The 23,478-nt window shown below is 40.8% G+C and carries 22 protein-coding genes; 16 read left to right on the forward strand and 6 right to left on the reverse strand.

Annotation, left to right across the window (positions count from 1 at the left end; translation table 11 throughout):
- Positions 1-420: 420 nt before the first annotated feature.
- From G3O08_RS15165 to G3O08_RS15195, 7 genes are read left to right on the forward strand one after another with little or no spacing between them, the layout of a single operon-like run.
- The gene (locus G3O08_RS15165) at positions 421-1,266 is read left to right on the forward strand and encodes a transketolase (protein ID WP_163286236.1); all 846 of its coding nucleotides are present in this window, start codon (positions 421-423) and stop codon (positions 1,264-1,266) included.
- A 3-nt stretch (positions 1,267-1,269) separates the two neighbouring features.
- Complete coding sequence (locus G3O08_RS15170) at positions 1,270-2,643, forward strand: vWA domain-containing protein (protein ID WP_163286237.1); 1,374 nt, start codon at positions 1,270-1,272, stop codon at positions 2,641-2,643.
- Between the two features lie 5 nt (positions 2,644-2,648).
- Positions 2,649-3,605, forward strand: coding sequence for a transketolase family protein (locus tag G3O08_RS15175; RefSeq protein WP_163286238.1), 957 nt, complete (start codon positions 2,649-2,651; stop codon positions 3,603-3,605).
- Between the two features lie 39 nt (positions 3,606-3,644).
- Complete coding sequence (locus G3O08_RS15180; protein ID WP_163286239.1) at positions 3,645-4,178, forward strand: RNA polymerase sigma factor; 534 nt, start codon at positions 3,645-3,647, stop codon at positions 4,176-4,178.
- A gap of 33 nt (positions 4,179-4,211) precedes the next feature.
- On the forward strand, positions 4,212-4,691 hold the full coding sequence (locus G3O08_RS15185) for a hypothetical protein (protein ID WP_163286240.1): 480 nt from the start codon (positions 4,212-4,214) through the stop codon (positions 4,689-4,691).
- A gap of 11 nt (positions 4,692-4,702) precedes the next feature.
- Positions 4,703-5,152, forward strand: a complete 450-nt coding sequence (locus G3O08_RS15190) for a hypothetical protein (protein WP_163286241.1) — start codon at positions 4,703-4,705, stop codon at positions 5,150-5,152.
- Between the two features lie 46 nt (positions 5,153-5,198).
- Complete coding sequence (locus G3O08_RS15195; RefSeq protein WP_163286242.1) at positions 5,199-6,386, forward strand: aspartate aminotransferase family protein; 1,188 nt, start codon at positions 5,199-5,201, stop codon at positions 6,384-6,386.
- 294 nt (positions 6,387-6,680) lie between these two features.
- On the opposite strand, the gene G3O08_RS15200 is transcribed toward G3O08_RS15195, so the two are convergent.
- From G3O08_RS15200 to G3O08_RS15220, 5 genes are all read right to left on the reverse strand, one after another.
- On the reverse strand, positions 6,681-7,046 hold the full coding sequence (locus tag G3O08_RS15200; RefSeq protein WP_163286243.1) for a CoA-binding protein: 366 nt from the start codon (positions 7,044-7,046) through the stop codon (positions 6,681-6,683).
- Between the two features lie 81 nt (positions 7,047-7,127).
- The gene (locus G3O08_RS15205) at positions 7,128-7,367 is read right to left on the reverse strand and encodes a hypothetical protein (RefSeq protein WP_163286244.1); all 240 of its coding nucleotides are present in this window, start codon (positions 7,365-7,367) and stop codon (positions 7,128-7,130) included.
- A gap of 86 nt (positions 7,368-7,453) precedes the next feature.
- A complete protein-coding gene (locus tag G3O08_RS15210) occupies positions 7,454-7,867 on the reverse strand; it encodes a hypothetical protein (RefSeq protein WP_163286245.1) in 414 nt (137 codons plus the stop codon).
- Positions 7,868-8,466: 599 nt separating this feature from the next.
- Positions 8,467-8,748 (reverse strand): hypothetical protein, encoded by a 282-nt coding sequence (locus G3O08_RS15215; RefSeq protein WP_163286246.1) that lies wholly within the window; start codon positions 8,746-8,748, stop codon positions 8,467-8,469.
- Between the two features lie 116 nt (positions 8,749-8,864).
- The gene (locus G3O08_RS15220) at positions 8,865-9,884 is read right to left on the reverse strand and encodes a helix-turn-helix transcriptional regulator (RefSeq protein ID WP_163286247.1); all 1,020 of its coding nucleotides are present in this window, start codon (positions 9,882-9,884) and stop codon (positions 8,865-8,867) included.
- Between the two features lie 320 nt (positions 9,885-10,204).
- On the opposite strand from G3O08_RS15220, the gene rho reads away from it, so the two are divergent.
- A complete protein-coding gene (gene rho / locus G3O08_RS15225) occupies positions 10,205-12,130 on the forward strand; it encodes a transcription termination factor Rho (protein WP_163286248.1) in 1,926 nt (641 codons plus the stop codon).
- Positions 12,131-12,316: 186 nt separating this feature from the next.
- Positions 12,317-12,811 carry a hypothetical protein gene (locus G3O08_RS15230; protein ID WP_163286249.1) on the forward strand — a complete coding sequence of 165 codons (495 nt, stop codon included), beginning with the start codon at positions 12,317-12,319 and terminating at the stop codon, positions 12,809-12,811.
- A 7-nt stretch (positions 12,812-12,818) separates the two neighbouring features.
- Here the strand turns inward: G3O08_RS15230 and G3O08_RS15235 are convergent, their stop codons facing one another.
- Positions 12,819-14,183: a UDP-N-acetylmuramate--L-alanine ligase gene (locus G3O08_RS15235; RefSeq protein ID WP_163286250.1), complete on the reverse strand. Its 1,365-nt coding sequence runs from the start codon at positions 14,181-14,183 to the stop codon at positions 12,819-12,821.
- A gap of 95 nt (positions 14,184-14,278) precedes the next feature.
- Between G3O08_RS15235 and G3O08_RS15240 the strand changes: the two genes are divergently transcribed.
- The 7 genes from G3O08_RS15240 (at position 14,279) to G3O08_RS15270 (ending at position 23,466) form a co-directional block, all read left to right on the forward strand.
- The gene (locus G3O08_RS15240; protein WP_163286251.1) at positions 14,279-15,139 is read left to right on the forward strand and encodes an MBL fold metallo-hydrolase; all 861 of its coding nucleotides are present in this window, start codon (positions 14,279-14,281) and stop codon (positions 15,137-15,139) included.
- 233 nt (positions 15,140-15,372) lie between these two features.
- Positions 15,373-16,053, forward strand: coding sequence for a response regulator (locus tag G3O08_RS15245; protein WP_163286252.1), 681 nt, complete (start codon positions 15,373-15,375; stop codon positions 16,051-16,053).
- A gap of 1 nt (position 16,054) precedes the next feature.
- The gene (locus tag G3O08_RS15250) at positions 16,055-17,428 is read left to right on the forward strand and encodes a sensor histidine kinase (RefSeq protein WP_163286253.1); all 1,374 of its coding nucleotides are present in this window, start codon (positions 16,055-16,057) and stop codon (positions 17,426-17,428) included.
- Between the two features lie 116 nt (positions 17,429-17,544).
- Positions 17,545-18,402: a coiled-coil domain-containing protein gene (locus G3O08_RS15255; protein WP_163286254.1), complete on the forward strand. Its 858-nt coding sequence runs from the start codon at positions 17,545-17,547 to the stop codon at positions 18,400-18,402.
- A 1,056-nt stretch (positions 18,403-19,458) separates the two neighbouring features.
- Positions 19,459-20,070, forward strand: coding sequence for a recombination mediator RecR (recR, locus tag G3O08_RS15260; protein ID WP_163286255.1), 612 nt, complete (start codon positions 19,459-19,461; stop codon positions 20,068-20,070).
- Between the two features lie 3 nt (positions 20,071-20,073).
- Positions 20,074-22,023 (forward strand): glycosyltransferase family 2 protein, encoded by a 1,950-nt coding sequence (locus G3O08_RS15265; RefSeq protein ID WP_163286256.1) that lies wholly within the window; start codon positions 20,074-20,076, stop codon positions 22,021-22,023.
- A gap of 72 nt (positions 22,024-22,095) precedes the next feature.
- The gene (locus tag G3O08_RS15270) at positions 22,096-23,466 is read left to right on the forward strand and encodes a dihydrolipoamide acetyltransferase family protein (RefSeq protein ID WP_163286257.1); all 1,371 of its coding nucleotides are present in this window, start codon (positions 22,096-22,098) and stop codon (positions 23,464-23,466) included.
- The last annotated feature ends 12 nt before the right edge of the window (positions 23,467-23,478 follow it).

The raw sequence follows: 23,478 nt of genomic DNA on the forward strand, positions 1-23,478 counted from the left end.
AAACTTCTGCCGCAAAAAGGTTTGACAGAAACAATGATCTCCACCTTTCCGAACCATCCTGTGCCCCAATCTGAAATCAAAATACCTCGCGATAAATCGACGAGGCTACAAATCATAAAATACCTCGCGATGAATCGACGAGGCTACAAATTATAAAATACCTCGCGATAAATCGACGAGGCTACAAATCATAAAATACCTCGCGATAAATCGACGAGGCTACAAATTATAAAATACCTCGCGTTGAATCGACGAGGCTACAAATTATAAAATACCTCGCGATAAATCGACGAGGCTACATATCATAAATGAAAAGTATGTGTAAAACCCTGTGAACAATATTGAAAAGTTGAAGCTTTACAACACGGCTTATTCCTCGCATTGTGCTACTTTTGCACCGAAGTATCGAAAAATCCTGTAATGACTGATATTAAATCTTTAGAAAAGCTTACCACCCAAGTGCGTAGAGATATTGTGCGTATGGTTCACGCCGTAAATTCAGGTCACCCAGGCGGGAGCCTTGGTTGTGCTGAATTCTTTGTTGCCCTTTACGGTGAAGTGCTTAAATACAATCCGAAAAAATTTACAATAGATGGAAAAGGCGAAGACCTGTTCTTCTTATCCAATGGGCACATCTCGCCGGTTTGGTACAGCGTATTGGCACGAAGCGGCTATTTTGATGTAGCAGAGCTCAAAACATTTCGAAAACTCAATTCCCGACTACAGGGGCACCCTACTACCCACGAAGGTTTGCCGGGTATTCGCGTAGCATCCGGATCATTAGGTCAAGGGCTGTCTGTTGCTCTTGGTGCTGCATTGGCAAAAAAATTAAATAATGACGACCGTCTTGTTTATTCCCTTCATGGCGATGGCGAGCTTCAGGAAGGTCAAATTTGGGAAGCAGCTATGTACGCTGCCGCGAATAAAGTTGACAATATAATCTCGACCGTTGACTACAATGGCAGGCAAATTGATGGAGATGTAGAAGATGTGCTCGATCTTGGCGACCTTGACAATAAATGGACTGCTTTTGGATGGGACGTTCTACATTCTGATGGGAATGATATGACCGATGTTTTAAAAACATTGGCGAAAGCCAAAGAACACACCGGAAAAGGCAAACCCATAATGATCATTATGCGTACAGAAATGGGACACGGAGTTGACTATATGATGGGAAGCCACAGCTGGCACGGTGTCGCACCTAACGACGATCAACTCGAAAAAGCCCTGGCTCAAAATGAAGAAACGCTGGGCGATTATTAAATCATGCGCGTACTAATAACGGTTCTCTTTCTTTTTTTCTGTGGAATAACCACATCGGGATTGTACGCCCAAAAAAATGAGGAACCGCTTACCCGATTGCTTTTTGTATTTGACGCCAGCAATAGCATGAATGCTACCTGGCAAAGCGATAGAAAAATTACCATCGCCCGAAAATTACTAAGCGATGCCATTAAGGAGGTTGACGACAAACCCAATGTAGAACTGGGATTGCGCGTTTACGGCCATCAGGTAATGATAGAACCAGGCAAGCAAGATTGTGACGATACCCGGCTCGAAGTTTCTTTTAGACCGCATAACGGAGCCTTGATACAACGTACTCTCAATAACCTTTCGCCGAAAGGCACCACCCCTATTGCACGCTCTCTTGAAAAGGCTGCCGGCGATTTTCCGGAGTGTAGCAACTGTCGCAATATCATTATTCTGATCACCGATGGTATTGAAGCTTGCGATGGCGACCCTTGCGCTGTGTCGCGGGCATTGCAGAAAAAAGGTATTATCCTAAAACCATTCGTAATTGGTGTAGGACTTGAAGATGAGTTTAAAGATACTTTTACATGCGTAGGAAATTACTTTGATGCCACCAACGAAGAATCCTTTGAAAACATTCTAAATATCGTTATAAATCAAGCACTTAACAACACAACTGCACAGGTTAATCTACTCGATGACTTTGGTAAACCCTCTGAAACCGATGTTACAGTAAACTTCTTTAATGAGGCTACAGATCAGCTTGAATACGGATTTGTACACACTTTAAATCACCGAGGAAACCCCGATACCATTAGCCTTGATCCGATAATTACCTATCGGCTTGAGGCGCATACCATACCTAACATAGTAAAAAGCAATATTTCTATTATACCCGGCAAGCACAATATCATTGCTGTTGATGCCGGTCAAGGCGATTTATTGTTGAAAATTGAAGGCCAGCTGGGAGAGAACATTCCGGTTATTTTGCGAAAGCGTGGTAAACTGGAAACAGCACATGTACTTGCTACAAACCAGCGGGAGCGCATTCTTACCGGCACTTATGATTTGGAAGTGCTCACGCTTCCGCGAACGATTATTGAAGAAGTAAAAGTATCGCAAGATAAAATTACCACCGTCTCAATTCCCGAGCCGGGTGCATTGAATTTATCGCTTAGCACACCCGGATATGGAAGTATTGCCAAAGTAGAAGGCAGCGCTTTAAGGTGGGTTGTAAATTTAAACCCTTCAGAAACCGGACAGCAATTTAGGCTTCAGCCCGGTACTTACAAGCTTACTTTTAGATCTAAGAACAGTAAAAATGTAGTTTATACCATAGAACGTGAATTTAAAATCAATTCAGGTTCATCAACCAACTTGAAACTTTAAGCCCCATGAAAGAATACGAAGTTCAAAATATAAAAGACACGCGCAGCGGATTTGGCGATGGCTTAACTGAATTAGGAAAGACAAATAAAGATGTGGTTGCACTTTGTGCCGACCTAACCGGATCGCTAAAAATGGGAGATTTTCAAAAGGCTTTTCCAGATCGGTTTTTTCAGGTTGGAATTGGTGAAGCCAATATGATGGGCCTTGCTGCCGGGCTTACTATTGGTGGCAAAATTCCATTTACAGGCACCTTCGCAAACTTCTCTACCGGTCGTGTTTACGATCAAATCAGACAGTCGATTGCCTACTCGGACAAGAACGTAAAAATTTGCGCTTCACATGCCGGGCTTACGCTTGGCGAAGATGGCGCTACCCACCAAATTTTGGAAGACATAGGAATGATGAAAATGCTTCCGGGAATGACTGTGATCAATCCTTGTGATTACAATCAAACCAAGGCGGCAACAATTGCCATAGCCGACCACGTAGGGCCGGTATATTTGCGTTTCGGTCGCCCAAAAGTTCCAAACTTTACGCCTGCCGATCAGAAATTTGAAATTGGTAAAGCACTTAAATTAATTGAAGGGGCAGACGTAAGCATCTTTGCCACAGGTCATTTGGTTTGGAAAGCACTGGAAGCTGCCAAAGTTTTAGCACAGGATGGAATCTCTGCCGAAGTAATAAATATTCACACCATTAAACCTTTAGATGTTGCAGCAGTCTTAGCCTCTGTTAAGAAAACCGGATGCGTGGTAACTGCCGAAGAGCACATGATGAATGGCGGATTGGGCGATGCTATATCGCAGGTATTGGTTAGAAACAATCCGGCGCCACTCGAAATGGTAGCGGTAAACGACACCTTTGGCGAAAGCGGAACCCCTGAAGAATTGATGACGAAGTACAATATCGATACCGAAGATGTAATAAAAGCTGCTCGCAAAGTAGTGGGTAGAAAAAAATAAAATCGGCGGGTTGCCCTATCGGTTTTTTAAGTAAAATGCATGTATAGCGGCGAAAAGGAACTGATAAAAAGGCTAAAGGACAAAAAATCGCGGAATGCGGCTTTTGATCTTTTGGTAAAAACGTATCAGCAACCCTTGTATTATCATATACGTCGCATGGTAGGCAATCATCAGGATGCCGATGACGTGCTCCAGAATACTTTTATCAAAGTCTGGCGGTTTATTGGCGATTTTAAGGAAGAGTCAAAACTTTACACATGGCTTTATCGCATAGCAAGCAATGAGGCTTTGGGTTTTCTTAGAGCACAAAGGGCTAAGCCTTCCGGCAATGTAGATGCAGAAACCCATGTTGCCGCTACTACTGACGGACCCGATGGAGACAGCATAGAGCGAAAACTTGGGGCTGCTCTTCAAACACTACCAGATAAACAAAGGCAGGTTTTTGATTTGAAGTATTTTTCGGAACTTAAATATGAAGAAATTTCAGAAATAACCGGCACATCGGTTGGCGCTTTGAAAGCTTCGTATTTTCATGCCGTAAAAAAGATTGAAGTATTTCTTAAAACACATTAAACCAAATTGAGAATAAAACATCAAAGCACCCGAATGAAGAAGGAAGAAAATAGCGAAAACGAATTTTTACAAGAGCTTTCTCCCTTGCTGTTTGATAAACGCATAGCAGTGGATGCAGAGCCTCCAGCCGGATATTTTGATGGTCTAACGGATCAAATTACAGATAAAATCATTGCGGAAGACGGAAGAAATTCACGAGGACGAACCAAGATTATACAATTTGTAAACTTCAGAAATTTAGCTGTTGCAGCTGGAATTGCTGTAATTATTGCTTTGATTCCTTTTTTTAATTCAAATAATATTGACCAGACGCTAAGAAGCGAACTTGTAATTAATACGGACACAGAAATTAGCGAATTAAACGAATATATTGATGAATCTGATTTATATAGTGCATTTGAAGAGAATGAATTTTCGAAAACAGCTGTTTCCGAAGACCTGAATGAAGAAGAGATTATTGATTATTTGATTCGCGAAGATTACAATGAGGAACTTCTAATAGAAATGAGATAACTTATATTATAATGAAACTAAACATAGTGATTATTGCCCTTTTAAGCTTTTTTCAACTCACCTTGGCGCAGGGTCAAAATCCAGATAAGCGAACCGCCCGTACCGATATTGAAGCCCAAAAAGTAGCATTTATAACTTCAGAGCTCAATCTAACTCCACAGGAAGCACAGGAATTTTGGCCTATGTACAATGCTTATCGCACCGACTTGCAAAAACTGCGAAAGGGCGAAATAATGAGACAATCTGATAGATTGCAATCAGATTCCAAACTAAGCGATAAGGAACTCGATGCAGAGATGAAAAAAGAATTTGCCAATGACAGGCACAAAATAGATCTGGACGAAAAATATTACGAACTTTTTAAAACCGTTTTGCCGGTTTCGAAAGTTGTAGCCTTTTATAAGGCAGAGCGCGATTTTAAGCGCGAGCTACTTAAGGTGTTGAAAGAAAGAAGAGATTAGGTAAATATGCGTTCAAATTAATTTTCACAGATTATCTTTGCGGTTTATGAGCGCAAAAGACGATTTCTTAAAATATCAAGCCCAAACCACCCCCTTTCCCGTATCGATTGAAGTATCGCACGCTGAAGGAAGTTTTATTTATGATGTGGATGGAAAAGCTTACGCCGATATGGTTTCGGGACTGGCTGTAACAAATGTTGGGCACCGCCACCCTAAAGTGATCGCAGCCATTGAAGCCCAGCTCAAAAAGTATTTGCACGTTATGCCTTACGGCGAATTTATTCAGTCGCCACAAGTAAATCTGGCCAGAAAACTAAATGCTATTCTACCAAGCGGTTTAGATGTAAGCTATTTTGTAAATAGCGGAACAGAGGCCAATGAAGCCGCCTTAAAACTCGCCAAGCGATACACCGGCCGTCGGAAAATTGTATCCTGTCTCAAATCATATCACGGCAGCACACATGGTTCGCTAAGTGTTTCCGGAAATGAAAAGAAGAAATACGCTTTTCGTCCCTTGCTCCCCGAAGTCTATTTTATGCGCTTTAACGAAATGGCCGATCTGGAAATAATCGATTCTGATACCGCCTGTGTAATTGTTGAAACCATTCAGGGCGATGCCGGCGTGCGCATTCCGACTCATTCATACATGCAGGCACTTCGCAAGCGATGCGATGATACCGGTGCGCTTCTCATTCTCGATGAAATTCAGGCGGGTTTTGGCCGCACCGGAAAACTTTTTGCTTTTGAGCATTTTGGCATTGTTCCAGATATCTTGACCATCGCCAAAAGCATTGCCGGCGGTATGGCAATGGGCGCTTTTGTGAGTAGCAAAGAAATTATGAAGTCGCTAATTTCTGATCCAATATTGGGACATATTACCACATTTGGTGGTCATCCGGTCTGTTGCGCGGCGGCAATTGGCAATTTAGAAGCCATAGAAGGTGAGAATATGGTAGAAACCTGCGAAGAAAAAGGTGCTCTTTTGGAATCTTGCCTCTCCCACCCTGCCATTATTGAAATCAGACGAATCGGGTTGATGTTTGCTGTTGAATTTTCTTCAGCCGATCTCGTCTATAAAATTGTAGATCGCTGTCTTGAAAAAGGAATTATTGCCTTTTACTTTCTCTCCTGCCCCGAGAGTTTTCGGCTTGCTCCGCCGCTAAATATGAGTGATGAAGATTTGGTGAAAGCCGGGAAAACAATTAATGAAGTTATTGGAGAGATTTGTGGGTGAATAAGGGGTAGTTGGTGATTGGTTATTAGTGATTTGTTTTTAGTGATTGGTTTTTAGTGATTTGTTTTTAGTGATTGGTTTTTGGTTTCATTATTTAATCGGTGAATTTTTGCGAACACCAAGGTTAATAGGCCCGAAAGGTGGGGTCTGAATAGAACTTCAGTCATATAATTCAATATCAATGAGTTTCTGTCCGCCCATCTAAAATTCTACGGGAAATATGTTTGCTTGAAACATTAATCTCCACTTTTTGAAAAACCCTAAATGTCCATTATCCTCCGAATGGTTCAACATTCAATAATCACCCATACTTAGCAAAACAAGTGTACAAGCTTCAGTAGCCTCAATTCCCTTTTCTTCCAGTTCTTTTTCAAATTCACTCTCGGTACCGGGGTTAAAAATCACTCTTTTCGGATTTAAGGAAAAAATATAATCTTTCCAGTAGTCCTGATGCTTTGGGCCAACGTAGAGGGTTACGGTATCCACGTTCTCAATTTTAGGAAAATCTTTAAGAATCTCAACGTCATCGATCATTCCTGTGCGCAATCCAACAGGTACAACTTCGTGTCCTGCTCGCTTAAGACGGTTGGTAGCCACGTAGGCATATCTTGATGGGTTGGTACTGGCTCCTATGACTACAGTTTTCTTTGATTTGCTCATAACTTTCACTTTTTACAAACATACAAACACAGAAAAGGGGCTTTTTGTTAAAAGCCCCCTCTCACGGTCTCACAGATTTAATCATAGCTCTGTGTCATAAGAAAATGTCTCGGGAACAATAAATTGTCCTTCCGGATTGCGAATCATGAGGTAAAAGTCTTTGCACAAAAAATTTATCCTGTGCTCAAAGCGTCGCTGGGAAAAATGGCAATCCCAGGCATAAAGCGCCAGCTTTTTTATCGCTCTCCACGAGTGTGTATTTAATCCGTTTGGACGAGGAAAAGAATTGATGTATCGGCTTGCGTCTGCTAAATTATTCATGGCTTTTTTATTTTTATGTGTTATTTATTCTGCTAAAGTCGAGGTGCAGAACGTAATGTATTTACGTTGTGAAATAATTCTTCAAATTATTCCATTTCAATGAGTTGAAAATAGTAGAGTGCTTCACCTTCGGAACTCTCATCAGAATTGAAACGATGCACGCGAGTGGTTAAATCAACATTTGCAATCTTCAAATCGCTTCCCAATGTTTTGCGCAGGCATATTTCGCCTGAATGTTCATTGGGAATCAGAAACTCGGCGAGTTTTGCAGCCACATCAAGCCTGTTCGAATTATTGAGCGAACCCATTAAGAGTTTGTTGACCTGCAAAAAGCTAAGCGCAAGCACATAACTCGCCTTTTTAGATCCAAATATGCCGCTACATACCATAAACAGAGGTGGATAGCCACGCACATTTGGATTGATAATAATTTTTGATACCGAAAGTTTGCTGAAATAATACTCTTTCGCTTCGTAGAAATTTTGACCTATGTCTCTCATAATGTTTTAATTTTTGAGCAAGATCAGAGGTGGGAACGTAATGTATTTACGTTGTGGTTTTTTTTTGTTTTTAGTTTTTAGTTTTTGGTTATTGGAGTTGCTGATATGGACATTGAATTGGTCATCGAGCGACGGTCATCGAGGGATGTCGAGATGAGTCAGAAAGAGCCGAGATATTAACCGTGATAAAAGATCTCAATGTTTATTTATTCGTGCATTCGTGGCTGAAAAAAAAATTGCCACTAATGCACGAATAAATCGCGTTGCGATTAGATTGGAGCTTGGTAATTTCAAGCCGTAAGTAATTGTCGAAAGATTACCTGCCTCATTTTGTTAGATCGGTGAGGTATTCAGGATTTAAAGTCACAAGTAAAAAACAGCTTCAGAACATTTGACCTCACTTAACATTATAGCCTTTTAACCTTACTGATTTTCAATCCACTAATAACTGGTGGAATACTTTTTCTAATTTTCATATCAAAATGCACGACATGCATTTCAATGTATAGATTATTAGCAATAAAAGTGTATCGGGTAAAATAGTAGTTGTGCGAAATCTGCAACACCTCAAGCCAAGGAGAGGTAATATTGAAAAAGAATTAATTTCCCACATCCCAATAATAATACTTTACTCCATCATTGATGAAAGGTTCGTCACGCATCAGGTTTTGGGATCTATCTACTTTCACATATATCGCAGAGTCTCCATGCTGATCTTGCCGCAGCAGCTTTTTATAAATTCTCTTTTTCTTGAGTAAAAGCGTTACGTGATCGTTTAACTCCTCTGTTGTAAGCGGATCCTTATCAACTGTCTGCCCATTTGCAATTATCTGTAAAGCAATAAACGGTATGATTATAGAAAGTTTTAAGAGCCGCATCATTTTAATTCGCGATCAAATAATTTTACCTGAACTTTTTCTCAAATTTAATGAAAATTGTAAAGAGTATAGCGAATTGTAAATTCTTGCCTACTGCTGATTGCCAATTGCCTATTTATTCAATAAAGCTTCAAAGTATTTTTCAAACTTTGTCCAATCTGCTTTCGCAAAGATTCGGGAGCTTTTACTTCCACATCTGTGCCATAACTCAAAATAGTCATTATTAGTTCTTTGGTAACACAGAGGAATAGTTCCACTTCAAGTGCGACTTCATCGTTGCGAATAATCTTTTGGGATTGATGGAGCGGCTGCGATTCGATATATTTCCCCGAAAGGGGAGAAAAACGCAAATGAATTCGTTGCGGATCATCATTTACAGCTGTAATTCCAATACTGTGTTCAAAATAAAGAGCAGGATTGAAACCAGCCTGACGTGAGAAATCAAAATCGGTTAGCTCAATAGATCCCGCAACCCTATCTAATCCAAAAACAACAACGGAATCTTTATCGGGGTTAAAACCAATTACGTACCAACGGTTTCGGTATTCTTTGAGGAGATACGGATGTAACTGATATTGCTGCTTTTTGCCTCCCGAAAATTTTTGGTACTCAAATTTAATAACCTTATTGCTCTTTATCGCCTTCAAGATTACTGGAAGGTAAGCCCCACCTTTGTAAGATTGAGCGGTTTCAAACTGAATGTGAGAAGTAACCTCGCTTTCGTTGTTTTTTGGATTCAGATTAAATCTATCTAATATCTTGTCGATGGCAGCCTCTGAAGATTTAAACATATCGAGTCCGCGAAACTGCGACAGGGTATTGGCTGCAAAAGATATCGCTTCCAGATCGTCATCGTTGAGGGGCATTTCCTGAATTGAATAATCGGGATCAGAATAATAATAGCCCTTATTTGCCTTGTGAAATACGATGGGCGCATAATATCCCAGATTAGATTCATTGCGCATTGCAAAAAGATCTTTTTCGATGGTGCTTAGCGAAATTTTACCTTCATCGCTTCCATAAAGCTCGTCTTCGCAAGCCTGTCGTAAATCCTCCTTATTGGGATAGGGATTGTATTTAGATCCTATTTTACGATCAATAATTCTGTAGCGGAGTAAGGCGTACTTATTTACAGGCATGGGCGAAAATTGTTTTCTGATTCCCCACAAATTTAAGAATAGATCGTATACTCTGATCGGTTCTGCTGGAATTTCTAATTCTAATCATTCACGATCCATTTTCTAAAAAAGGTAGCGCAATCATTATTCAAATCAAACGATAAGATGGGTTTATCAACCGGGTCTTGTTACTTTTTTTTACACAAAATATTAGACTTAGAACAAAATGTTGTATTATTGCACAATCTTATTACAAAGGCCGGGCTTTTTTCGAAGTCGGCTCAAATTTCCAAAGATCCACATTTTTTAATACATATTATTTTAACATTTTAATTTCGTAGATGTACGATATCATTGAATTAACAGGCAAAAAAGTCGCAGATCTGCGCACAATTGCCAAAGACCTAAACATTAAGAAAACCGAAGCGCTTAAAAAGCAAGAATTGGTTTATAAAATTCTGGACGAGCAGGCCATTAATCCGCCTGCAAAATCAGCAACAAAACCGGCAGATGCCAGGCCAAAAAGTAAACCACCACGATCGGTGAGAGTTACTGCTACAGAGGCCGATGCGCCTAAGGTAGATGGAGATCAAAAAGGTGATGACCCAGAGGCGAAGACTGAAGGGAAACCGGAAAGACCTAAGCGTCCCAATCCGCGCCCAGTCAATAAGCGCAGAGATGACGCAAAGCCTGAAGCTAAAAAAGACAATAAAGAATCTTCCGAAAATAAGGCTCCTACAGCTGAAAAAACAGAAGAATCGGCAGATCAAAGACGCGAAAATCGTCCGAGACCTAATCCAAGAGCAGATAACAAGCCGAATCCGCGCAACGATAATCGCTCGCAAAGCGATACCCGTCCGCAGGGCGAAAACCGCAATGACAGCAGGCAAAAATCTGAATCACAAAGCGAAAACCGCCCAAACCCGCGTAGCGAAAATCGCTCACAAAGCGAAAATACTGCTCAAAACGACAATCGTAGTGATAACAGACAAAAATCTGAATCACAAAGCGAGAATCGTCCAAAACCAAATCCGCGGCCAGAAAACAAGACTGATAATAAAAACGACAATAGAAATGATTCTCGTAACGATAACAGAAGCGACAATCGCGGAGATCGCCAGAGTAATCAGAAAAAAGAAGATTTTTACGATTTCGATGGGCATGTAGAAACAGAAGGCGTTTTGGAAATCATGCCTGATGGGTATGGATTTTTGAGATCTTCAGACTATAATTATCTCAACTCGCCAGATGATGTTTATGTTTCTCAATCGCAGGTAAAATTATTCGGGCTAAAAACCGGAGATACTGTGGTGGGATGCGTTCGTCCGCCAAAAGAAGGTGAGAAATATTTCCCACTTATCAAGGTTGATGAGATAAATGGCCGCAGCCCTGCTTATGTAAGAGATCGCGTACCATTTAAATACCTTACCCCACTTTTTCCACAGGAAAAGTTAAATCTTGCCGGCAACCACAAAAATATAAGTACGCGCATAATCGATCTTTTTGCGCCAATTGGTAAAGGCCAACGTGGACTGATTGTATCGCAACCTAAAACGGGTAAAACTACTTTGCTTAAGGATGTTGCAAATGCAATAGCTGCAAATCACCCCGAGGTTTATTTGATAATTCTGCTTATAGATGAGCGCCCTGAAGAGGTTACAGATATGAAGCGCTCGGTAAAAGCCGAGGTAGTAGCTTCTACATTTGACGAGCCGGCAGATCGCCACGTAAAAATCGCCAATATTGTGCTTGAGAAAGCCAAGCGAATGGTAGAATGTGGCCACGACGTTTGTATTCTTCTTGACTCAATTACGCGACTGGCTCGTGCTTATAATACTGTTTCTCCTGCCTCCGGAAAAGTACTTTCGGGTGGTGTTGATGCAAATGCATTGCACAAACCAAAACGCTTTTTTGGTGCTGCCAGAAATATTGAGAATGGCGGTTCCTTGTCTATATTGGCTACAGCCCTTACAGATACCGGTTCTAAAATGGACGAAGTAATTTTCGAAGAGTTTAAAGGAACAGGTAATATGGAACTTCAACTTGACAGAAAAATCTCTAATCGCCGTATTTTCCCGGCCATCGATATTACCGCTTCGGGTACGCGAAAAGAAGATTTACTTCTCTCAAAAGATGCGCTGCAACGTATTTGGATTTTGCGCAAGCACATGGCAGATATGAATCCTGTAGAAGCAATGGAATTCTTGAAAGGTCGCATTGAGCAGACCAATAGCAATGAGGAGTTTCTTATTTCCATGAATGGATAATTCGTTTCAGTCCTAAAAGCCCGTTAGCGGCGTTGCTCTTGAATTGAAAAGAGTCGTACCGCCTAGCGGGACTCCTTGGTTTTCAATTCTGCGAGCAGCCTTGCAACCAAAGGGCGTCCGTATGGACTACCGAACTTTTAGGTTCAGAAACTTGGTAATATTGATAAATATTGATTCAATAAGGGCATGTCAAAACATCCCAATTTAAATATACCAGTACGAGCCGCACTGCTTTTAATAGTTGTGCGGCTCGCTTTTCATTTTGCGGATATTAACTGGCCGGAGTTTCAAATGGTTTATCTGTTTATTGCAGTCGGCGGGCTTATACCACTGTGTATCTACGCTATATGGCCCCGGCCGATTGTTCCGCCATTTATTAAAGAAGTTGCAACAGCCATGCGCATTATGGCCGTTTATGCCATTATAATGATCGTATTTATTATCGTCTTTTACGCGTTTATTGATAAAGCATATTTCGTAGAAAAGCAAACTGAAATTTTACAAGGAGCTCTTGAAACAGCAGATCCATCAGAATACGGAAAATTAAAACAACAGGTAGAAGATTTCTTTTCCCTTCGTAATTTTTCTGTGCTTTTGCTTATCGGTTTTGTTATATCAGCTGGTTTTTATGCACTTTTTTTCACGATACTTAAACAGCTTTTTCTTAAGAATAAACAATAGCGCAGAATTAAAGTCCCGCAATTATTTCCTTATTTAATTCTGCAAAATCTATCCCGTCAAAATTTCCACTACTCATCATTAGCAAAGTTTTCCCTTTCCAGGAAATGACGCGCAATGTTTCCAGCAATTTCGCAGAATCTGTAAAGACCTCTACATTGGCTGTTCCGAAAGCATTTTTCACATCATTTGCCGATAAGACATCCAGCTTTTTATGCGCTACCACTTCAGGACTGAAATAAACCAGGGCCCTGTCCGCTTTTTCCATGGCACCCTTATAAAGCGGCAAGAACTTCTTGTTTAAACTGCTAAATGTGTGCAATTCCATACAGGCAATAAGCTCTTTTTCCGGATACTGCATTTTTAAAGCAGATGTTGTAGCCTTTAGTTTACTCGGCGCATGAGCAAAATCTTTGTAGAATAAAAAATCGCCCTTCTCCCCTACTTTTTCGAGTCGCTTTGATGCACCCGAAAAACTTTGAAGTGCTGTAAAAATATCTTTATCGCTTAGTTGAAGCAGCCGGAGCACTACAGCCGCACCGCTTATATTTTGAAGATTGTGGTCGCCAAATACTTCGAGGGGGTATTCGCCGGAAGGCGTAAGCAGAATAGTTTTGCCATTTTCAATTCTATGTGGATGGGTATCGTAACCAATGCATTTAATATCGGCACGAGCAGCATGGGCAAGTTTGGCAAGCACTTCATCGCCTTTGTAGTAAATCAGATATCCATTTGGTTCAATTACAGCAATAAATTTCTCAAACTGCTCCACATAATTTTCCCATGTTGGAAAAACGTTAATATGATCCCAGGCTATGCCGGTAATGAGCGCAATATGCGGTTTGTACAAATGAAATTTTGGTCGGCGGTCTATGGGCGAGGAAAGATACTCATCACCCTCTATTACAGCTATTTCAGCATCTTTAGACAGTTTTACCATGCAGTCGTAGCCCTCTAATTGAGCACCCACAAGGTAGTCTGTATTTTTTTCAACTTGCTTTAACACATGAAGCAACATACTGGTAATGGTCGTTTTTCCGTGGCTTCCGCCAATAACCACTCGCGTTTTATTTTCGGTTTGGCGATAAACATATTCGGGATATGAGAATATTTCAATTCCCATTTCGCGAGCACGCGCAAGCTCCGGATTGTCTGCACGTGCATGCATTCCCAGCACTATCGCATCTAAGTCTGAAGTAATACGAGCAGGATTCCAACCAGTGTTTTCGGGCAGAATTCCCTGTTTTGACAGCCGCGATTTTGAAGGTTCAAAAATTTCATCGTCGCTGCCGGTTACAGTAATACCCTTGCGGCTCAAGGCAATAGCAAGATTATGCATGGCGCTTCCGCCAATGGCTATGAAGTGTATTTTCATTCGTTGAACTTACTTACGAAATGGATAGTTAAGCTTTCTAATTTCATTCGTTTTTTAACAGCGTATTGTTACTTTAGCAAAAACTGAATTTAGCAATGAAAATATATCCCATAGAAACCGGAAATTTTAAATTGGACGGCGGCGCTATGTTTGGCGTTGTGCCCAAATCTCTGTGGTCGCGCTCAAAGCCGGCCGATGATAATAATATGTGCAGCTGGTCTATGCGGTGCATGCTTATAGAAGATGGTGACAGATTGATACTTATTGACACGGGCATGGGCAACAAGCAGAGCGAGAAATTCTTTAGCTATTATTACCTTTTTGGAGATGCTACGCTAAAAAAATCCATCGAGGCGCTTGGTTTTGGCCTTGACGATATTACCGATGTATTTCTAACCCATCTGCACTTCGATCATTGTGGTGGTGCGGTAGTTTACAATAAGGAAAAAGAACGGTACGAACCCACTTTTAAAAACGCTAAATACTGGAGCAATAAACTGCACTGGGACTGGGCGGTGAATCCAAATGATCGTGAAAAAGCATCGTTTCTGAAAGAAAATATTCTTCCCATTCAAGAATCGGGACAGCTCAACTTTATAGAACGCGTCGGCCGATGGAATAAAGATGAAATTTTCCCGGGCTTTAAAACGTTTTTTGTTGATGGGCACACTGAAAGTCAGATGATTCCGTACATAGACTATAAAGGAAGAACCTTGATTTTTGCAGCAGACCTTATGCCGTCGGCGAGTCATATTCCCATGCCTTATGTAATGGGTTACGATGTGCGCCCGCTTGAGACATTAAAAGATAAAGAGATTTTTTTAAATGCCGCTGCCGATAAGGAACATATTATTTTTCTGGAACACGATATTGACAATGAGTGCGCTCTTGTAGAACACACAGAGAAAGGTGTGCGATTAAAAGAGACTTATAAGTTTGTTGATATTTTTGGGTAGATCGTACTACAGACCTGGCAAAACGATCAAGCTGGCCATTAAGAGAATTATCTTGGCGTTATAAAAATGTGCAATGCTTAAATCCCAGAGAATCGATAAAAGAATATACATTTATAACATTCTATTTTCGGTTTTAATAGACGTCCAATTTTTATATAAAATGGATTCGGCCAATCCTTCCGAAAAAAATGATTTTGTCAAATTAGTTTCAATATGCTAACAAATGCCATTTCATGCGAATACTTATAGTTGAGGATGAGCCCAAGGTGGCTGCTTTTTTACAGAAAGGCCTTGATGAACAGGGTTATGAAGTAGAGGTGGTTTACGATGGACAAATGGGAAAAAGAAAGGCCTTACAAGAAGATTTCGACTTGATAATCCTGGATGTAATTTTACCCTACATCAATGGTTTACAGCTTTGCAAACAAATAAAACAGGAAAAATCTCATGTTCCGGTCTTAATGCTATCTGCACTGGGCACAATGGATGATAAACTTACAGGGTTTGAAGAAGGAGCAGATGATTACTTAATTAAACCGTTCGATTTTAAAGAACTTCTGGCGCGGATTAGGGCTTTACTCAAGCGAAGCAATGGCGATCATGGCGGTTCAAACAAGCTGGTAGTAGCTGATCTGGAGCTTGACTTAATGAAAAAAGTTGCTCGTCGCGGCGGAATCATTATCGATCTCACTACAAAGGAATTCTTATTTCTGGAATTTTTAATGCGCAACCGCGATAAGGTGGTATCAAGAGCAGAGATAGCAGAAAAAGTATGGGAAATTACTTTCGATACCGGAACAAATGTAGTAGATGTTTACGTAAATATTCTCCGAAAAAAAATCGATAGAGATCACGCAGTAAAGCTCATCAAAACGAGAATCGGCATGGGATATATGCTCAGCGATACCGCCTAAAATGGAAATCCGAAAAAGACTCACCTTTCTTTTTGTAGGCATTGTAGCGATCATTTTGCTTCTCTCTTCTCTTTCCATATTTTACTTTTCGTCTAATTACAGACAAGAAGATTTTTACAATCGCCTTCGAAGCAAAGGGCGGAATACGGCAAAGTTGCTCATTGAAGTTGAAGAAGTAGATGCCGAATTACTATTGCGAATAGAGCTTGACAACCCGGAAAGCCTATCCGAAGAGAAAATTATCATTTACAATTTTGCAAACGAAATTCTCTTTAATACAGATCGCGATAACATAATTCAGATCAGCAGCTATTTACTTGATGAAATAAGGCTCCAAGGCGAAGTGCGTTTCGAAACCAAAGGATATGAGGTGCTGGGCGCCATGTACACCGATCGGTATGACAGATTTGTAGTAATTACTGCCGCAAAGGATACGTACGGTTTGAGTAAATTGAAAAATCTACGAAATATCCTTTTCATTGTGTTTATTAGTGGAATCGGGCTTGCAAGTCTCACGGGTTGGCTCTATGCCGGGCGGGCTCTTAGACCCATTTCACGGGTTGTTTCCGAAGTGGATCGCATAACGATAAGCAGCCTCAATTTAAGACTTAAAACCGACGCCTCTGAAGATGAAATTGCACGCCTTGCTACAACGTTTAACAAGATGCTGGACCGGCTGGAAAAGGCTTTTAAAATGCAAAAAGATTTTATTTCAAACGCATCGCATGAATTGCGAACGCCACTAACGGCTATAACTGGTCAAATAGAAGTATTGCTCTTAAAAGAACGCAGCACTTCTGAATATTCTGAGACGCTTCATTCTGTTTTAGATGATATTAAAAATTTGAACCATACATCTAACCGTCTCCTTCTGCTTGCTCAAGCCAGTTCAGAGAGCGCCATTTCTAATTTGCGCCCTGTGCGGGTAGATGAATTGATTTGGCAGGCAAGAACTGAAGTATTAAAGAGAAGTTCATTGTACCAGATTAAGGTAAATGTAGCCAAAGAGATAAATGATGAGAACAAATTTCTGGTTAATGGAAACGAACAACTCCTTAAAACTGTACTCATTAATTTAATGGACAACGGTTGCAAATACAGTGATAATCATACAGTTGAAGTTTCGATGTACAGCGATTCTGGTAATTTGAAAACTACCTTTGCCAATACGGGAATTGGAATTCACTCTGACGATATTCATTTAATATGGGAGCCATTTCACAGGGGCAGAAATGCGCTGCAACGACGAGGGCATGGTATAGGCTTATCGCTGGTAAAGCGTATAACTGAAATCCATGATGGACACATTGAAGTCACGTCTGAATTAAACAAGGGTGCTGTGTTTATCCTCTACCTTCCCAATTTGAATGCGTGATACAGCAGTTTCTGTCTAAACTTTAAATTTTAATCACTTTTTAATCTGGTTTTCATGCCGCACTTATTTCAGCAGTGCACTTTTGCATTGTAAATAAAACATAAAAATTTACTATCATGAAAAAGTCAGAAAGCAAAACAAAAATTATAGCCATAGTTTGTACTTTATTATTCTTCTTTTCACTCGGTGGCGCCGTGTATCTCCATGACTCTAATCAATCGTTAGAGCAACTGCTAAAAGGCAGCAAACTCACCTCAGAAACTCTGTTATCACAAAAGCTAATACTTGAAAAGGAAATAGCACAAATGAAAGGTAATATTCAAAAAGAAATGGGTATGAGCGTTGCAAAGGACAAACTTCTAGCTCAAGCTAATACTGCATTGACTAAAAAAGAAAAAGAAATAAAGTCATTGAAAAATAAAAAATCAGTGGACCAGAAATTCGCAGAGCTTCAAAAAATTAAATCGGATTTAGATGGCCAGGTAGCTGAAATGAACGCTCGGATAAAAGGATTGGAATCTGAGAAAAACACGCTAACAAGTCAACTGGCTGATGCCAATAGCAAATCAAAAGAAATGGCTTCAAATATGGCTTTGATGAAACAAATGGGGTTGAACAATTATGAAGTAGAGGCTACTAAAAAGAACCAAAAATTAACGGTGGTAGCCCGCAAAACTAGAAACCTCAATTTGGCCTTCGATCTTCCGGCAGGAATAGCCGAAAACGTACAGTTCAAAATTAAAACTCCAAGTGGAAAAGTAATCGATAAAACAGATCCTTCCCTTGCCTACGGATTGGATACTTACGAGGGGCTTCTTACTGCAAGTGTTGAACCCATTGAACTAGGAATAGAGGTGAGTAAACGAATCACCATGTCATACAAACCTAAAGAAAAACTAAGCCGCGGTCTATATGTCATTGAAATACTTAATGGCGAAACACATATGGCAAGCTGCCAGGTAAAACTCAAATAATAAAACTTTTATGTGAGTTGAATTAAGAGGAGGCCGATCCGGAAACGGGTCGGCTTTTTTGATTGCCTGGAGTGCAAATCGTTATGATCGAACTACCATTTTCTTATTAAGAATTTAATACTTGAGTCCACTCCGATAAGTAAATTGTCTTAGAATTCACTATTTGCATTGTTTAGGAATTCACTGAATTTCAACAAGTTCCCCTTTAGAGGTTAGGGGCGAAAAAGGTGAAAACTTAGTGTAACGGTCTCACAATCGAAGGGCGTAATCATGGAATTCTGGGTTGTCGGAGTGGACTCATACTTGAGAAATTTATTGAGCAATCATGATACTTTAAATCTAACGGAGTCAAAACTAGAAAGTGGGATTAGTTTATGATCATTTCATTTATTACGTATTCTCATTAGTTTGTCAAAACACCCTTCATTAAATTCAACAGATTCTTGTAATTCGTAACGCGGATTTTACTTTCCAATGGAAGCACTTTCAGGTTGGGTTTAGTGAATGCAGCATTCAGGACTTTGAGATATCAATCTGCTTTATCTGGACTCATCAGATTCAATATTAACTGCCTCAAATTAAGTGTTAAAACTAAAAAAAGCAGTCCCGCACCACCACAGGCGAGACTGCTACGTCGTTGTCTTTTAAAAACTTAGCCTATGAAAACTAGCGACAACTTATTTTAATTGAGTTCTGAGACAGGTTTTTAGACGCATTTATAAAACCTGTTTTTAACAATATGACGAAGAACTTAGCAGAATAGTTACAGATGGATAGTTAATACTGATTTTGAAGGCTGGTTATTTTCGGAGGGGTCGTTTGATAGCCCACAGGCTCGCTTCACTGCGCACAGGCTCGCGTCTCGCGAGGCTGGTTTTATCTGGCGTCCCGCCAGGTTTAAAATGTTCAAGATTCAAATCGAATATTTTTTTTGATAAATTGATGGCTCCGCGATAAATCAAAGAGAATGCCCCGCGATGAATCGACGGGGCTACACATTACTATATACTCTCTACTCGATACCCAATACTCCAAGCTATCCATTATCTTTGCAAAATGATTCCATCAAAGTATATTGAAGCTGCAGTAAATGAAGTGGCATCGCTGCCGGGGGTTGGTCGTAAAACCGCTTTGCGCTATGTGCTTGATTTACTTGGCAGAAGCGAAGAGGAAGTTGAGCGGTTTACATCTGCCATTACCGAGTTGCGGAAGAATATTAAGCTTTGCAGCCTGTGTTACAATATTTCTGATACCGAAATATGTCAGATTTGCAGCAATCCCGCACGAGATAAAGCAATACTTTGCGTAGTAGAAGATATTAGAGATGTTATGGCGCTGGAGTCAACCCACCAGTACAAAGGACTCTATCATGTCTTGGGCGGAAAAATTTCGCCGATGGATGGCATTGGACCTACTGATTTAAATGTTGGCGGATTGATAGATCGTGCAGCTTCCGCTGAAACGACAGAAATTATCCTCGCTCTTTCGCCAACCATGGAAGGAGATACAACGGCATATTACTTATACAAGAAATTCGAAAAACGTGCCGATGTTATAATCTCAACCCTTTCACGTGGTGTGGCTGTGGGAGATGAGCTTCAATACGCCGACGAAGTTACCCTGGGTCGCTCTATATTACACCGAACACTTTACGATAAATCGTTGTAATCAATGACAGATTTGACCGTAGTTATTGTCAACTACAACGTTTCCTATTTTTTAGAGCAGTGCCTGCACAGTGTTTTGCGCGCTTCCGAAAATATGGATTGTGAAGTCTTTGTGGTCGACAATGATTCTGTGGATGGGTCTGTAGAAATGGTGCGCCAAAAATTCCCATGGGTAAAGCTTATTGCCAATAAGGAAAATCTGGGTTTTAGCAAGGCCAACAACCAGGCGATGAAAATTGCCAGCGGCCGCTATGTCTTACTGCTTAATCCTGATACACTTGTAGAAGAAGATACTTTCGTGAAATCGGTTGAGTTTATGGACTCTCACCCCGATGCCGGCGGCCTTGGTGTGAAAATGATAGATGGTAAAGGCCGGTTTTTGCCAGAGAGCAAGCGCGGACTCCCCACTCCTGCCGTGGCTTTTTACAAAATATTCGGGCTCTCTGCCTTATTTCCAAAGTCAAAAGTATTTGGACAGTACCATCTTGGCTATTTAGACAAGGATGAAATTCACGAAATTCCTATTCTCTCTGGCGCTTTTATTCTAATGCGCAAGGAAACGCTCGATAAAGTAGGCTTACTCGACGAAGCCTTTTTTATGTACGGTGAAGATATTGACCTTTCATATCGCATCGTTCTTGGTGGCTACAAAAACTATTATTTTCCAGACACGCGCATTATCCATTACAAAGGCGAAAGCACCAAAAAGAGCAGCGTTAACTACGTATTCGTATTTTATAGGGCGATGTTGATTTTTGCCAACAAGCATTTTTCAGCGAGGCTGGCAAAAACGTATTCGTTCTTGATCAATATGGCCATCTATCTGCGGGCGTCAATTGCTATTGCAAGCAGGTTTGTTAAAAAAGCAGTTGTACCGGTTTTAGATGCAATCATGATTTTTGCAACTTTGCTTTACAGCAAAAGTATTTATCAAAATTACAGCCATATAGAGTACCATCCGCAAATGATATATTATGGATTTGCAGCGTATACCTTTGTTTGGATGGGAAGCGTATTTTTAAACGGAGGCTACGACAAACCGGTAAACCTTTTGCGTATTCTTCGAGGGGTACTAATAGGTACAATCGTAATATTGGCTTCCTACGCCCTTTTGCCCGAAAATTTGCGCTTTTCTCGTGCCTTGATTTTACTAGGAACAGTAAGTACGGCTTTGGTTTATATTTTATTCAGAGCAATGCTGCATTTCTTGCGGTTTGATAATTATAGATTGGGACGCCCAATGCAGCAGCGTGTGGGTATTGTGGCAAATACTGCAGAATTTACACGAATCCGTAATTTGCTCGAAGAAGCCGGAAATCCGATCAAATCTATTTTTCAAATATCGCCGCAAGAGCCTTCGGAAGGAAATGCGTCGCAGGCCGATAGGTTGCAAGAAGTAACTGAAGTTTATAAACTCGATACCGTCATTTTTAGTGGCGAAGACGTACCTTCTCACCGCATCATTAGCTTGATGGCATCTGTAGAACGCAAGAAAATGGATTTTAAAATTGCTCCGCCCGAAAGCCTTTATATTATAGGTAGCAACTCTATTGAAAAGGGTGGCGATCTGTTTATAATGGACATTGACGCAGTGAGCAAACCAAAGAATAAACGTAAAAAGCGTCTGCTCGACTTTTTGCTTTCGTTCGTTTTGTTAATTGGGTTACCTGTGCTGATTTGGGGCGTAAAAAATAAACTGGGTTTTTTAACCAACATCTTTTCGGTACTGTTTGGGCAAAAATCGTGGGTAGGATATTCGGTTGCACAAAGTACTGACCTTCAACTCCCCAATTTAAAAAAAGGTGTTCTTGGCCCATTAGACCGTTTAAAGAGAATTAAAGCCCCCGACGAAACTGCCAAAAAGCTCAATGCAGTGTATGCACGTGAATACAGCACTCGAAATGATCTGTCTATTATTACAGCCGGATTCAGAAATTTGGGTAGGAAGGAATAGATAGCACCACAGTTTGATTGTCAATCAGGATAATTCAACTAATTTTGCAGTGCCAATAAAGAAAAAGAAACTATGCCAGATGTTGAAATTCTGCTGCCCAAAATGGGCGAGAGTGTTGCCGAAGCAACGATTGTTAGTTGGATTAAAAACGAAGGAGATTCTGTAGAAGCCGACGAACCGATTATTGAAATCGCAACAGATAAAGTTGATAGTGAAGTACCATCGCCAGAAGATGGAATATTGGTAAAGCGCCTTTGCGAAGAAGGTGACGTAGTAGAAGTAGGTCAGCCAATAGCAATTATAAGAATAGGTGGCGAGAGCTCTGCACCTGCTGCACCATCTTCGGCGGAAGCCAAACCCAAACCTGCCGAAACGGCTACTGCGCAAAGCAATGGTGCCGAAAGAGTAAGTGAGCCCGTAATGAGCGGAAGCAGCGAACCTGTTTCAAAATCGGGTCCTTCGGGAAGATTTTACTCGCCGTTGGTACGTAATATTGCCAAAAAAGAAGGAATCGCCATGAATGAACTCGAGCAAATAGATGGCTCGGGAACAGATGGTAGAGTGACCAAGAAAGACATTTTAAGTTATATTCCAAATAGAAGTACCGGCGCTACTGCTGATACAGAGCGAAAAGCTGCTCCACAGGAGAAATCAGACCAAGCGGCCAAATCGAATACCCCCGCCCCTGCCTCACAAAAGCAGGCGTCAAAAGGCCCAATGGTTATTGCAGGTCCCGATGACGAGATCATGGAAATGGATAGGATGCGCAAGCTGATCTCTGAGCACATGGTGATGAGCAAGCACACTTCACCACACGTAACCTCTTACGTAGAAGTAGATATGACTAATATCGTGACGTGGAGAAACAAATGGAAAAATAAATTTGAACAGCGCGAAGGTGAGAAACTAACTTTTACGCCGATTTTTATCGAGGCCATTGTAAAGGCTATCAAAGACATGCCGATGGTGAATATTTCTACTGATGGCACAAATATTATTAAGCGAAAGCACATTAATATCGGTATGGCTGCAGCTTTGCCAAGTGGTAACCTGATAGTTCCCGTTATTCACGATGCAGATCAGCTAAACCTGGTTGGTCTCGCTAAAAAAGTAAACGACCTGGCAAATCGTGCACGCGAAAACAAACTTAAACCGGAAGATATTCAGGGTGGTACTTACACCATGACGAATGTGGGAACATTTGGAAATGTGATGGGTACGCCTATAATCAATCAACCACAAGCTGCAATTATGGCTGTAGGTGCTATTCGCAAAAAGCCGGCTGTAATTGAAACTCCACAAGGTGATTTTATTGGTATCAGACAGATGATGTTTTTGTCTCACGCATACGATCACCGCATTATTGACGGGGCTCTTGGTGGAACTTTTGTACGAAAGGTTGCCGACTATCTGGAGAATTTTGACGTAAACAGGGAAATTTGACGCTGATTATTT

The sequence above is a fragment of the Cryomorpha ignava genome, from assembly GCF_010686655.1.
Lineage (GTDB): Bacteria > Bacteroidota > Bacteroidia > Flavobacteriales_D > Cryomorphaceae > Cryomorpha > Cryomorpha ignava.